Source organism: Frankia sp. RB5 (genome assembly GCF_059816245.1).
Genome location: NZ_JCBATA010000026.1, coordinates 23,377 through 36,972 on the forward strand (window position 1 = coordinate 23,377; position 13,596 = coordinate 36,972).

Annotated in this window: 7 protein-coding genes; 4 read left to right on the forward strand and 3 right to left on the reverse strand. The window is 75.9% G+C overall.

What is annotated here, in order from left to right; translation table 11 throughout:
- Positions 1-76 precede the first annotated feature (76 nt).
- Together AC6EXY_RS15975 and AC6EXY_RS15980 are read left to right on the forward strand one after the other, a co-directional pair.
- Positions 77-3,424: an ATP-dependent helicase gene (locus AC6EXY_RS15975; protein ID WP_499818188.1), complete on the forward strand. Its 3,348-nt coding sequence runs from the start codon at positions 77-79 to the stop codon at positions 3,422-3,424.
- The gene (locus AC6EXY_RS15980) at positions 3,367-6,858 is read left to right on the forward strand and encodes an ATP-dependent helicase (protein WP_499818189.1); all 3,492 of its coding nucleotides are present in this window, start codon (positions 3,367-3,369) and stop codon (positions 6,856-6,858) included. Before AC6EXY_RS15975 ends, AC6EXY_RS15980 begins: the two co-directional genes overlap by 58 nt.
- Before the next feature lie 25 nt (positions 6,859-6,883).
- On the opposite strand, the gene AC6EXY_RS15985 is transcribed toward AC6EXY_RS15980, so the two are convergent.
- From AC6EXY_RS15985 to AC6EXY_RS15995, 3 genes are all read right to left on the reverse strand, one after another.
- Entirely contained in the window at positions 6,884-8,104 is a 1,221-nt protein-coding gene (locus AC6EXY_RS15985; protein WP_499818190.1) for a MerR family transcriptional regulator, read from the reverse strand.
- A 118-nt stretch (positions 8,105-8,222) separates the two neighbouring features.
- Positions 8,223-9,035, reverse strand: a complete 813-nt coding sequence (locus AC6EXY_RS15990) for an endonuclease/exonuclease/phosphatase family protein (RefSeq protein WP_101830128.1) — start codon at positions 9,033-9,035, stop codon at positions 8,223-8,225.
- A 65-nt stretch (positions 9,036-9,100) separates the two neighbouring features.
- Positions 9,101-10,582 (reverse strand): PucR family transcriptional regulator, encoded by a 1,482-nt coding sequence (locus AC6EXY_RS15995; protein ID WP_101830139.1) that lies wholly within the window; start codon positions 10,580-10,582, stop codon positions 9,101-9,103.
- A 268-nt stretch (positions 10,583-10,850) separates the two neighbouring features.
- On the opposite strand from AC6EXY_RS15995, the gene AC6EXY_RS16000 reads away from it, so the two are divergent.
- Together AC6EXY_RS16000 and AC6EXY_RS16005 are read left to right on the forward strand one after the other, a co-directional pair.
- Entirely contained in the window at positions 10,851-12,203 is a 1,353-nt protein-coding gene (locus tag AC6EXY_RS16000; RefSeq protein ID WP_101830129.1) for a M16 family metallopeptidase, read from the forward strand.
- The gene (locus AC6EXY_RS16005) at positions 12,200-13,570 is read left to right on the forward strand and encodes a M16 family metallopeptidase (RefSeq protein ID WP_499818191.1); all 1,371 of its coding nucleotides are present in this window, start codon (positions 12,200-12,202) and stop codon (positions 13,568-13,570) included. Before AC6EXY_RS16000 ends, AC6EXY_RS16005 begins: the two co-directional genes overlap by 4 nt.
- The last annotated feature ends 26 nt before the right edge of the window (positions 13,571-13,596 follow it).

Here is a 13,596-nt window from a genome sequence, read left to right on the forward strand (position 1 = left end):
TGCCATGCCAGCCGGGGCCCGTGCACGCCGGCCCACCCGTTCGGGCATTGTCGGACCCGCGTGATGTTCTGTACGGGTGCCCCCCGCGTCTGCCCCGCCCGCCTCCCGCGGCACGTCCCGCGCCGGTTACCGGCTGCTGCCGGCCCCGGTCGCCGCGCCCGCCCGGCTCGTCGCCGATGCCGCCCAGCGGCAGGTGATCGAGCATGCCGGCGGCCCGCTGCTGGTGCTCGCCGGGCCGGGCACGGGCAAGACGGCCACGCTGGTCGAATCCGTCGCCGCGCGGGTCGAGGCGGGCGCCGATCCGCGGTCGATCCTGGTGCTCACCTTCAGCCGGCGGGCCGCCGCCGAACTGCGGGAGCGGATCACCGCGCGGCTCGGCCCGGCCGGCGGCGGCCGCGGGCCGGGGGCGTGGACCTTTCACGCCTGGTGTCTGGCGCTGCTGCGGGCGCACGACCGGCCGGCGCCGAGCGGCGGTTTCCGGCTGCTGTCCGGTCCGGAGCAGGACGCCCGGCTGCGGGAGCTCATCGACGGCTCCCGGGAGGACGGCCGCCCGGCCTGGCCACCGGCGCTGGCCCGCTGCCTGGGGACGCGTGGGTTCACCGAGGAGGTGCGGGCGCTGCTCGCCCGCGCCCGCGAGGTCGGGCTGGAGCCGGTCGGGCTCGCCCAGCTGGCCCGGCGCACCGCGCGGCCGGAATGGTCGGCGCTCGCCGAGTTCTACGAGATGTACCTGGACGTGTTCGGCTTCGAGGGCGCACTCGACTACGCGGACCTGGTGCACCGGGCCGCCGCCGTCGCGGGCGGCGCCGAGGCCGCGGACGCGCTGCGCACCCGCTATCGGCACGTCTTCGTCGACGAGTACCAGGACACGGATCCGGCGCAGGAGCGGCTGCTGCGGGCCCTTGCCGGCGGCGGCGGTGACCTGGTCGCCTTCGGGGATCCGGACCAGTCGATCTACGCCTTCCGCGGCGCCGAGGTGGCCGGCCTGCTCGACTTCCCCCAGCGCTTCCCGACCGCCGACGGCCGCCCGGCGCCGATCGTCGCGCTGCGCACCTGCCGGCGGATGGCGCCGGCGCCGCTGCTCGCGAGCCGCCAGGTCGCGCGGCGCCTGCCGGCCGCGGGCCTGCCCGTGCCGGCACTGCGCGCCCACCGGGACCTGACCGGGCGGGCCGATCTGGGCGACGGCCTGGTCGAGGCGCGCACCTACCCGTCGGCGGGCGCGGAGGCCGAGGCCGTCGCCGACCTGCTGCGCCGCGAGCATCTGGAGCGCGGCACCCCGTGGCGGGCGATGGCGGTGCTGGTGCGTACGGCGGAGCGGATCGGCCGGCTGCGCCGGGCCCTCGTCGCCGCGGGCGTCCCCGTCAGCGTGGACGGCGACGACCTGCCGGTGGCGCAGGAGCCGGCCGCCGCCCTGCTGCTGCTCGCCCTGCGCTGCGCCGACGACCCGGCCGGCGCGCTCACCGCCGACGCGGCCCGCACCCTGTTGACCTCCCCGCTCGGCGGGGCCGACCCCGCCGGCGTGCGCGAGCTGGGTCGGGCGCTGCGCGCCTTCGACCGGGACGGTGGCGCCATCCAGCCCGCCGCGTCCGCGGAGCTGGTGCGCGACGCCGTCGCCGATCCCGACCGCCTGCTGCTGCGCGTCCCGGACGAGGTCGCCCGGCCGGCGCGGCGGGTCGGCGGGCTGCTGCGGGCGGGCCGGCGCGCGCTGCGCGATCCCGACGGCACCCCGGAGCAGGCGCTGTGGGAGCTGTGGTCGGCCAGCGGCTGGCAGGAGCGCCTCGTCGCGGCGTCGGCCGGCGGGGGCGCGGCGGGCCGGGCCGCGGACCGTGACCTCGACGCGGTCGTGGCCCTGTTCGACGCCGTCGCCCGGCTGGCGCAGCGCCGCGGCCGCGGCGCCGGTGCCGCGCTGCTGGTCGACGAGCTCGGCCGGCAGCAGATCGCGGCCGAGTCCATCGCGCCGGTCGGGGAGGACGCACGGCGCGGCGGGGTTCGGCTGCTGACGGCGCACCGGTCCAAAGGACTGGAATGGGATGTCGTCGCCGTCTGCGGGGTGCAGGACGGCGCCTGGCCCGACCTGCGGGAGCGGCACTCGCTGCTCGGCGCCGAGGAGCTCGACGCGCCGGCCCGTGGCGGGCTGCGGCCGCCGCTGACCCGCCAGGACCTGCTCGCCGACGAGCGTCGCCTGTTCTACGTGGCGCTCACCCGGGCCCGGCGCCGGGTGCTGGTGACCGCGGTCGACAGCCCCGACGAGGACGGCAGCCGGCCCAGTCGCCTGCTCGAGGAGCTCGGCGTCCCGGTCGAGGCCGTCCTCGGCCGCCCGCCCCGGCCGCTGACGCTCGTCGCCCTCGTCGCCACCCTGCGCCGGCTCGCCACAGAGCCGACGTCGAGCCCGGCGTTGCGCGGCGCCGCCCGCCGGCGGCTGGCCGCGCTCGCCGCAGCCCGTGATGACGCCGGCCGCCCGCTGGCCCCCGCGGCGCATCCGCGCACCTGGTGGGGGCTGCTGGAGGTGACGACCTCGGACGTGCCGGTCGTCGCGCCGGACGCGCCGCTGCGGCTGTCCGGCTCGTCGCTGTCGAGCATCGGCGCGTGCTCGCTGCGCTGGTTCCTGGAGCACGAGGCGCACGCGGTCACCGTCTCGTCGACCGCGCAGGGCTTCGGCAAGGTGGTGCACGCCCTCGCCGACGAGGTCACGACGGGCCGCACCCCGGCGGATCTGGCGGCCCTCGACGCCCGGCTCGACACCGTCTGGCGCCACCTCGACTACGAGGCCCGCTGGCGCAGCGAGCAGGAGCGGGGCGCCGCCCGCGAGGCGCTCGCCCGCTTCCTGGACTGGCACGCCGCCGAGCGCGGGCGCCGCGTCGCGGGCGCCGAGGTCAGCTTCACCGCCCGGCTGACCGTCGCCGGGCGCGACGTGCTGCTGCGCGGCTTCATCGACCGCCTGGAACTCGACGGTGAGGGCCGGGTGCACGTCATCGACTTCAAGACCGGCCGCACCGCGCCGAGCCGCGCCGAGCTCGCCGTCCACCCGCAACTCGGCAGCTACCAGCTCGCCGTCCGCGCCGGCGCCCTCGACAGCGCCCTCGACAGCGCCCTGGCCGCCGCGCGAACCCCAGACGGCACCCCGGCAGGGCCGGGGGGCGCGCAGCCGGCGGAGCCCGGGGGAGCCGAGCTGGTCCAGCTGAGGCTGGATGCCGGCGGTGACAACCGGGCGCCCCGGCTGCCCGGGGAGGCGCCCGGACCGCCGCAGGTCCAGGCCCAGGAGCCGCTGCCGGCCACCGGCGAGACCTGGATGGACCAGGCCATCGGTGAGGCGGTGCGCGTCGTCGACGCCGAGGCGTTCCGGCCCACGCCCGGCGACCAGTGCCCGGTATGCACCTTCCAGGCGAGCTGCCCGGCCCGCCCGGAGGGACGGCAGGTGGTGGAGTGAGCGCGCTGGGCACCGGCGCGCGTGGGCCGGCCCAGCCGTTCCTGCCCGGCTTCGGCCTCGGTTCGGACGACGAGAGCCCCACCGGCCCGGCCCGGCCGCGGCTCGAACCGGACGACCTGCGTGACCTGCTGGAGGTGCCCTACACCGACGAGCAGATCGCCGCCGCCGCCGCGCCGCTGGAACCCGGGGTGATCGTGGCGGGCGCGGGCTCGGGAAAGACCTCGGTGATGGCGGCGCGGGTGGTCTGGCTGGTGGCCACCGGTCAGGTCCGCCCCGACCAGGTGCTCGGGCTGACGTTCACGACGAAGGCCGCCGCGGAGCTCGCCGGCCGAGTGCGCCTCGCCCTGCGGCGGGCGGGTGCCGCCGGCGCCACCGGCCTGCCCGTCCCACCGCCGGCCGCGGGGGTGGATCTCGGGGTGGACGCGGACGTCGACGGCGAGCCGATCGTCGCCACCTACCACGCCTACGCCGGGCGGCTCGTCGTCGACAACGCGCTGCGCCTCGGCCTGGAGCCGGACATCGCGCTGCTCAGCGGCGCGGCCCGCTACCAGCTCGCCGCCCGCGTGGCACGTGCCCACGGCGGGACGGTGCGGGCGCTGACCCGCTCCCTGGCCGCCGTCGTCGGCGACATCGTCGCGCTCGACGCCGAGATGAGCGAGCACCTCGTCGACCCGGATGCGCTCGCCGCCTTCGACGCCACCGTCGCCGAGGAGGCACTGGCCGCGCTGGCCAGCGCCCAGGGCCGGCACGGGACGAAGGGCGTCCGGGACCGGCTGCGCCGCTACGCGCACACCACGCGCGGCCGGCGCGAACTCGCCGCGCTCGTCGCCGAGTACCGCGCCGCCCGCCGCGACCACAACGTCCTCGACTTCGGCGACCAGGTCACCTACGCGGCCCGCATCGCCGAGACGATGCCGGAGGTCGGCCGGGCCGAGCGGGCCCGCGCCGCCGTCGTCCTGCTCGACGAGTACCAGGACACCTCCGTCGCCCAGCGCCGCATGCTCGCCGGCCTGTTCGGCGGCGGCCATCCCGTCACCGCCGTCGGCGATCCGTGCCAGGCGATCTACGGCTGGCGGGGCGCCTCGGTGGCCAACCTCGACCATTTCCCCACCCATTTCCCCCGGACCGACGGCACGCCGGCGACCGTCTACGAGCTGTCGGTCAACCAGCGCAGCGGCGGCCGGCTGCTGGAGCTCGCCAACACGGTCGCCGCGCCGCTGCGTGCCCGCCACCGGGTCGTCGAGCTGCGCCCGCGAGCCGACGTCGCCGAGCGCGGCGAGACGGTCGTCGCGCTGCACGACAGCTGGGACGACGAAGTGTCCTGGCTCGCCGGCCAGCTGCGCCGGGTCGTGGCCGCCGGCACCGCGCCGGGCGCCATCGCCGTCCTCGTCCGCGCGCGCGGTGACATCCCGCCGCTGCTGGCCGCGCTGCAGGCCGTCGGCCTGCCGGTCGAGGTCGTCGGCCTGACCGGCCTGCTCACCGTGCCCGAGGTCGCCGAGATCGTGGCGGTGCTGGAGACCCTCGACGCCCCCACCGCGAACGCCGCACTCGTCCGTCTGCTCACCGGCCCGCGGGTGCGCCTGGGACCGCGTGACCTGGCCGCGCTTGGCCGCCACGCCCGCGAGGTCGTCCGCCGCCCACCCGAACGGGACGACGGGCTGCCGGAGCGCGGCGACCCGCTGGCCGCGGCCGTGGCCGATGTCGACCCGGCGGACGTGGTCGCGCTGTCCGACGTCCTCGCCGAGCCGGGGCCGGAGATCTCCGCCGAGGGCCGCGCGCGGGTGCGTCGCCTCGGCGCCGAGATCGAAGCGCTGCGCCGCCACGTCGGCGAGGGGCTGCTCGACCTGTGCCACCGGGTCATCGCCACGATCGGCCTGGACGTCGAGCTGACCGCCACCGAGGCTGCCGTGCGCGCCCGCCGGCAGGACAACGTCGCCGCCTTCCTCGACGTCGCCGCCTCCTTCACCGACCCGGACGGCACGACGTCCCTGCACGGCTTTCTCGGCTTCCTGCGCGCCGCGCGCGAGCACGAGCGCGGCCTCGACGTCACCGGTCCCTCCGGCGCCGACGCCGTCGCCCTGATGACCATGCACCGGTCCAAGGGCCTGGAATGGGAGGTCGTCGCGGTCCCGAACCTCAGCGAGAAGGTCTTCCCCGACGTCACCGCCCGCGACCAGTGGGCGACCTCGCCCGGCGTGCTGCCGATCCCGCTGCGCGGCGACGCCGCCGACCTGCCTGCCATCCGCATCTCCGACCAGAAGGCCGATCACGACGCCGCCGTGGCCGACGCGAAGGCGTACGCCGAGCGGGAGGAACGCCGGCTCGCCTACGTCGCCGTCACCCGGGCGAAGTCGTTGCTGTTCGCCAGCGGGCACTGGTGGGGACCGGCGCAGAAACGCCCGCGCGGCGCGTCGGTCTTCCTCGAGGAACTGGCCGAGCACGCGCGCGGCGGGGGCGGTCGGGTCGACGGGTGGGCGCCACGCCCGGCGGAGACGTCCAACCCGGCGCTCGCGATCCCGACGGAGTTCGCCTGGCCGATCCCGTACGAGCCGGAACCGTTCGCCCGCCGCCGGGAGGCGGCCCGCGAGGTCCTCGCCCGCCTTGACGCCGCCCTCGCGCCCGCCCCGCGCCTCCCGTCCGATCCCCCGCCCGACCCCCCGTCCAACGAGAAGACGAGGTCCAACGAGAAGACGAGGTCCAACGAGAAGGCGAGGCCCGACGGTGGGGGCGCGGCCGGCGTCGACCCGCCCGGGCTGACCAGGGCGGAACGGGACCTGCTCGCCGAGCTGGGCCGGGAGACGGTGCTGCTGCTCACCGAGGAGCGCGCCGCCCGCGTCCCCCGGCTCGACGTGCCGCTTCCCGCGAACCTCACCGCCTCGGAGATCGTCCGCATGCGCGCGGACCCGGCCGCGTTCGCCCGCGAGCTCGTTCGCCCGCTGCCTCGTCGGCCGGTCGCCGCGGCGCGCCGGGGCAGCCGCTTCCACGCCTGGGTCGAGGAGCTGTTCGACCACCGGACGCTGCTCGATGACGACGACCTGCAAGGTGCCATGGATGCCGAGCTGTCCGACGACGACCTGCACGAGCTGCGCGAGGCGTTCCTGCGCAGCCCATACGGCGCGCGCCGGCCGTATGCGATCGAGGAGTCCTTCGAGCTGCCGCTCGCCGGCCGGATCGTTCGGGGCCGGATCGACGCCGTCTACGCCCTCGGCGGCGGCCGTTGGGAGGTCGTCGACTGGAAGACCGGGCGATCGTCCGCCGACGACCTCCAGCTCGCCATCTACCGGCTGGCCTGGGCCCGGCTACGCGGCGTCGACCCGTCCGCCGTCGACGCCGCCTTCCTCTACGTGCGTACCGGCGAGGTCGTCCACCCCCCGCTGCTCACCGAGGACGAGCTGGCCACCCTCCTCGCCCGGCCCCACACCTCCACCGGCTGACCGTCACCTCCCGACTGACGAGCGATCAGCCACTGTCGTCGGCGCCCTCGGCGCCCACCACGTCCGCGACAACACAACTGATGTTGTCCACGCCGCCCGCGGCCGTCGCCAGGTCGACGAGTTCATGCACCGCCCGTTCGGGCTCCGCGGCGCCGACCAGGATCTGGCGCAGCGCGTCGGCGGGCACCGCGCTGGACAGGCCGTCAGAGCAGAGCAGATACCGGTCGCCGCGCCGCACCTCGCGCAGGCCGATGTCGGGCACGGCCGCGGAACCCCCGTCCAGTGCGCGCAACAGCAGCATCCGCTGAGGATGGGTCGCGGCCTCCTCCGGCCGCAGCCGTCCGTCCTCGACCATCGAAGCGACGATCGTGTGGTCGTAGGTGATCTGCCGCAGAGCGCCCGCGCGCAGCAGATAGGCCCGGGAGTCGCCGATGTGGACGAGTGCCAGGGCCGATCCGGTCCACAGCAGGGCGGTCAGGGTGGTGCCGATCGGCGTCTGCGCCTGCGTCTGCGTGGCCTGATGATCATGTTCTCGCCGGTCGTCGGTCCGGTTCAGGTCGCGCACCGCACGGTTCGCGCGCGCCACCGCATCCGCGAGGAAACCAAGCAGTTCGCCCGGGGCCGCGGCGGACGCATCGAAGTGGCGCAGGGCGTTCACCGCGGCCTCGCCCGCCTGTGCGCCGGCGGAGCCGAACCCGTCCGCGACGGCCAGCACGGTCGGCCCGGCGTGCACCGCGTCCTGATTGCCGGGTCGGACCAGGCCGCGATCCGACAGGGCGGCGTGGCGCAGCGCCAGCCGTTCGGCCGCCGGGCCGCCCGATGCCTCCGGCCGCTCACCGGCTGAGGCGGACGGCCAGGTCGTCGCACTGCCGTCGGCCGGCGGTACCGGCTTGGAGTTCGGCATGTCCACGTCCTTTCGGGACAGGTACTCGACGAGGACCGCGGCCAGCTCACGTCGCGCCGCCACCGCGGCCTCGGTCTCCGCCCAGAAGCGCCGGATCTCCGCGCTGGCCATGGCGGCGTCGAGCGCGCAGATCCGGCGGATCCGGGCGAGCGGCATGTCCAGCCGGCGCAGCCACGCCACGAGGCGGGCCTGTTCAAGCTGATCCGGCGAGTAACGCCGGTAGCCGGAGCCGGGGTCGACCCGGACCGGTCGCAGCAGGCCCAGCTCGTCATAGAGCCGCAGCGCCTTCGGTGACAGCCGGCTCAGCCGGGCGAACGCGCCGATCGACAACAGCTCCGTCACCGGTCGCCTCCTCGGGGCCGGACGGGGTGTCCTGCCGCCACCCGACGATGTGGCCTGCCCATGGGGCAAGGTCAACCGTGGCCGACCGGTTGCCCGAGCCGCCGCGACGGCGGACAGCTCAGGAAGGCCAGTCAGTCCGGGGGTCGTCGACGTCGTCGAGGTCGACGAGCAGGGCGCGGTGGTCGGAAATGGCGGTGCGGCGGCTGTGGACCGCGCTGACCGTACCGACGGGTCCGCGGGCGAGAATGTGGTCGAGCTGCACGCGGGGCGCCGGCGCGGGGTACGTCGGCGTGACGGCGAGGCGGCGCCAGCCGGTCAGTATGGACGGCAGCCGGCTGGGCAGGTTCAGATCACCGAGCATGACGAACGGGCCGTCGACTCGCGCCAGCCGACGGGCGAGCCGCACCAGTTGAGCCACGTTCCATCCGGGTACGAACGACAGATGTGTGGTCACGACGGTCAGCGGGCCGCCGGGTGTGCGGATCCGGGCGGCGATGGCGATCCGGGGCTCGTCGTCCAGCAGGATCAGGCGAGCGCGCCTGCCAGCGCCGTCGGGAACCGCGATCGGGGAGCGGATCGGGGCCCGGCCCAGCTCGATCACCCGCCACTCGACGACCGGAAACCGGCTGATCAGCGCGATGCCGTAGGCCGGCTCGCCGCGCGCTGGCGGTCCGGTCGCGGGCCGCCAATGCGCGCCCGGCGTCCCATAGACGGTCGGAACGAACCGCCAGTCCTCGGCGGCGGCGCCCAGCGCCGTGGCGGCCGCGGCGGCCAGATCCATCCGGGCGGAGCGCGGCTGGTCGACATCGACCTCCTGCAGACCGAGCACATCCGTCCCCAGCCCGGCGACGGCGGCGGCGAACCGGTCCGGCGCCACCTGACCGTCGACGAGCGACAGACCGTGCATCACGTTGAACGAGCCGAGCCGCACGCGAGGACGGTACCCGCCCGGACGCCGTTCCCCACCGTCTCGTCCACTGCCGCGACCCGTGACGGTCAGGGGACGGCAGGATCAGGTGGGGGCGACGCCGTGGGGTCGACGGCGTGATGCGGCACGCTGACCGCGTGGTGCGGCGGGTCGTCGGCGCGGGGCGTGCGATGCCGTCCCAGACGAGCCAGCGCGGGTGCCGGATCCTCGCCGGCCGAGGCGCCCATGGCCTCCTGACCGGTGGACCCGGTGGACCCGGTGGACCCGGTGGACCCGGGCGGCCCGGGCGCGGGGGAGCCCTTCGCCGCCGCGGGCGGCCCGGGGCAACGGGCGTCGGCCGCGCCGGCGCGCAGCACCAGCTCGAGGTCGAAGCGGACGTCCGGATCCTCCAGGCAGGGACCGAAGAGCTGGCGCAGCTGATTGACCCGGTACCGCACGGTCTGTGGGTGGACGTGCAGCCGCTCGGCGATAAGCCCGCGCTGCCCACGCAGCGACAGCCACTGCAGCAAGGTCTCGGCGAGCCGCTCTCGGGTGCGGCTCGGCAGGCTGTCGAGCGGGGCGAGCCGGCGGGTCGCGAGGTCCGTGACGAGACCAGGGTCGCGGGCGAGCAGCAGGGCGCTCAGATGCTCTTCGGTGAACAGCGGATCGACGCCGCCGGCGCTGGTCAGCCGGCCGGCGGCCCGGGCGTCGTGGGCGAGACGGGCCCGCGTGGCGCTTGCCGCGGCCTGCCCCCACGACACCGCCGGGCCGATGACGGCGCCGAGCCCCGCCAGCCGCGTGGCGAGCGCCGCGCGAGTCGAGCCGCGGTCGGTGGCGCCGACGAACAGCCATGTGTCCTGCCCCTGCACCGTCCGCGGGCAGTCCGCGAGCGGCGGGAACTGTCCTGTGCCGGGGCCCGGGGCCGCCCCACCGGTGCTCGCCTCCCCGCTGGGGCGGGGGGCGCTCGGGCGGCCCGAGGGGATGAGGACGGCGGCCAGGCGGCGGGGCAGCGACACCCCGCCCTCGTCGGCGACCTGGGCGACGGCCTGTTCGCTCGCCCCGGTCAGCAGCATCTCGCCGAGGCGGTCCAGGAGGCGTTCGCGTTCCCCGGCGGCGGTGAACTGCTCGGCGGCGTAGCCCTCCGCCGACGCGGCGGAGATGCCGTCGATGTACGCGAACATCATCTCAGCGAGGCTCACCAGACCCGCCGGGTCGACGCCGTGGCGGGCGGCGGCCTCCCCGAAGCGCCGCCAGGAGACCCGCGCGCCGACCCGGTACGCGCTGAGCAGGTTGTCCAGCGAACGCCCGGAGCGCACCTCGCCCCGCCCGAGGCGGACGTACACCTCCCGGCTGGCGGCGAGGTCCGGCGCGCGCTGCGGACCGGCCTCGACCACGGCGAGGAACCGGTGCAGGGCCTCGGCGACCCCGCGGCGCACCCCCCGGCCGAACCCGCCCTCCAGCGGGCGGGCATACGCGGGGACCTCGCGCGCGATCGCCGCCATGATCTCTTCACCCAGACGGTCAACCTCACCCGCAAGAGTGGTGGGCAGGCCGGCCGGAAACTGTGCCATGGGAACAGTCTGCCGGGTCAGGGCCGGCATCTGCGGCACATTGCCTCCGTACCCTCGCCGCTGGTCCGCGCCCGTCGCCGCGGCGGAACGCGGCGCGGTGGACGCTGCGACCGGCGTCCTGCGCGCTCTGGTCACTGGCGTGATACTAGGGTTTGCCGGGCCGCGCGATCGTCCCCGGTCCCGGCGAGTCCCGATCGGCCGCGTGACGCGGGTGGGACGCGGGTGGGACGCGGTCCTTCGCCACCCGCCCGGCGGCGCGGGCAGTAGCGTGACAACCGTGTCGTCGCCTAGAGAACCCGGTCCGGTCGGCTCCGCCGCCGCGAGGTCGGCGCTGCCGGCATCCTCCTATCCGATCGAGCGGACCCGGCTCGACAACGGGCTGCGCGTCCTTCTCGCCCCCGACCGCACGGCCCCGGTGGTGGCCGTCTCGGTGCACTACGACGTCGGTTTCCGGTCGGAGCCCGAAGGGCGCACCGGGTTCGCGCACCTGTTCGAGCATCTGATGTTCCAGGGCAGCGAGAACGTCGGGAAGGCAGAGCATCCCAAGCACGTGCAGGCCGCCGGCGGAATCTTCAACGGCTCCACCCATCCGGACTTCACGGACTATTTCGAGCTGCTGCCGTCCGGCGCCCTGGAGCTGGCCCTGTTCCTCGAGGCCGACCGGATGCGCGCGCCGAAGATCACCCGGCAGAACCTCGACAACCAGATCGCCGTGGTGCAGGAGGAGATCCGGGTCAACGTCCTCAACCGGCCCTACGGCGGATTTCCCTGGATCAGGCTGCCGCCGGTCGCGTTCGACACGTTCCCGAACGCGCACAACGGTTATGGCGATTTCTCCGAACTCGCCGCGGCCAGCCTCGACGACGCCGAGGACTTCTTCGACAAGTACTACGCGCCCGGCAACGCGGTGCTCACGATCGTCGGCGATGTCGATCCCGCCGAGGCGCTGACGTTCGTCGAGCGGTACTTCGGGGACATCCCCGCCCGCGCGGTGCCGCCGCGGGCGAGTTTCGCCGAGCCGGTCCCGACGGCGGAGCGCCGGGCGTCGATCACCGACCCGCTGGCCCCGCGTGCCGCCCTCGCCGTCGGCTACCGCGTGCCGGACCCGATCGGTGACCTGTCCACCTACCTCTCCTACTACCTGCTCACCGAGGTGCTCAGCGACGGCGACGCCAGCCGCCTGGAGCGCCGGCTGGTGCAGAAGGACCGGTCGGTCCTCGGTGTCAGCGCCTACCTCGGCACGTTCGGCAATCCGTTCGAGCAGCGCGACCCGCTGCTGCTCACCCTCGACGCCCGCCAGTCCGAGGACGCCAGCGCCGACGCGGTCCTCGCCGCCGTCGACGAGGAGCTGTCCCGGCTGGCGGGCGACGGCCTCGCCGACGGCGAGCTGGAGCGGGTCCAGGCGCGGGTCGCGTCCTCGCTGCTGCGTGAGGCCGACGACGCCCTCGGCCGGGCGCTGGCGATGGCCGTGCACGAGCTGCACCGCGGCCGGGCCGAGCTGGTGAACGAGTTGCCCGCGGAGCTGGCCGCGGTCACCGGCGAGGCGGTCGCCGCCGCCGCCGGATCGCTGCTGGCGCAGGGCCGCTCCGTCCTCGAACTGCACGCTGGCGCCGATTCATGATCAGGAGTGCCGTGACCTCGACCGATCCCTCGTCCTCGGCGCCGGCCGCGACCACCGGCGTCATCCCGGCGGTGCGCCCGACCGTCCCGGCCCAGCTGCCCGCCGTCACCGATCACACCCTCGGCAACGGGCTGCGGGTGCTGGTCGTGGAGCGCTCCAGCGTGCCGATCGTCGAGGTGCGCCTGCGCATCCCCTTCGCCGGTGCCGGCGCCGCCCACCAGGCCCGCGCCGAGGTGCTGGCGGAGACGCTGTTCACCGGGTCGCCCCGGTTCGACCGGGTGGGGCTGGCCACCCAGGTGCAGCGGCTCGGCGGCTCGCTGTCCACCGGCGTCGACAGCGACCGGCTGGCCGTCGTCGGCTCGGCCCTCGCGACGAACCTCGAACCGCTGCTCGAGATCCTCGCCGAGGTGCTGCGGGGGGCCACCTACCCAGACGACGAGGTGGCCGGCGAGCGCGACCGCATCGTCGAGGACACCGCGGTGGCCCGCAGCCAGCCGGCGGTGATCGCCCGCGAGGCGCTGCTCGAGCGCCTGTTCGGCGATCATCCCTACGCGACCGGGATCGCCGATCCCGAGGTCGTCGGCCAGGTCGGGCCGGCGGATGTGCGCGCCCTGCACGCCGAGCGCGTCTCCCCGGCCGGCGCCATCCTCACCCTGGTCGGCGACGTGCGCGCCGAGCGGGCGATCGCCGCGGTCACCGCGTCGCTCGGCGGCTGGACGGGCCGGGCAGCCGACCCCGCGCCGCCGCTGCCCGCGCTGCGCACCGGCCCGCTGATCATCGTTGACCGGCCCGGCGCGGTGCAGACGAACATCCGCCTCGGCGGCGAGGCGCTCGACCGGTCCGCCCCCGGCTATCCGGCGCAGCGGCTGGCCAACACGATCTTCGGCGGGTACTTCAGCTCGCGGCTGGTCGACAACATCCGCGAGGACAAGGGCTACACCTACTCGCCGCGCAGCTCGGTCGACCACTACCAGGTGGGCTCCCGGTTCACCGTGGCCGCGGACGTCGCCACCGAGGTCACCGGCCCTGCGCTGCTGGAGATCGGCTACGAGCTCGGCCGCCTCGCCGTGCTGCCGCCGACCCAGGAGGAACTGGACGCGGCCCGCCAGTACGCCGTCGGCACCCTGGCCCTCGGCAGCGCCACCGCCGCCGGGCTCGCCTCGACGCTGTCGGCGCTCGCCGGCGTCGGCCTCGGCGTGGAGTACCTGCGCGACCATCCCCGCGCGCTCGCCGAGGTCACCCTCGACGACGTGCGGGCCGCCGCCGCCGAGCTGCTCGCGCCCACCCGGCTGGTCACCGTCCTGGTCGGTGACCGGGCCCGGATCGCGGCCGCCGTCGGGGCGCTCGGCCTCGTCGCGGACGCCTGACCGACTCGGACCGACCGACCGACCGA

Excerpts from the sequence above, each read along its gene's own strand:
- AC6EXY_RS15980 (WP_499818189.1), top strand. The coding sequence starts at position 3,367 with ATGCACCTTCCAGGCGAGCTGCCCGGCCCGCCCGGAGGGACGGCAGGT.
- AC6EXY_RS15995 (WP_101830139.1), bottom strand. The coding sequence starts at position 10,582 with ATGGCACAGTTTCCGGCCGGCCTGCCCACCACTCTTGCGGGTGAGGTT.
- AC6EXY_RS16005 (WP_499818191.1), top strand. The coding sequence starts at position 12,200 with ATGATCAGGAGTGCCGTGACCTCGACCGATCCCTCGTCCTCGGCGCCG.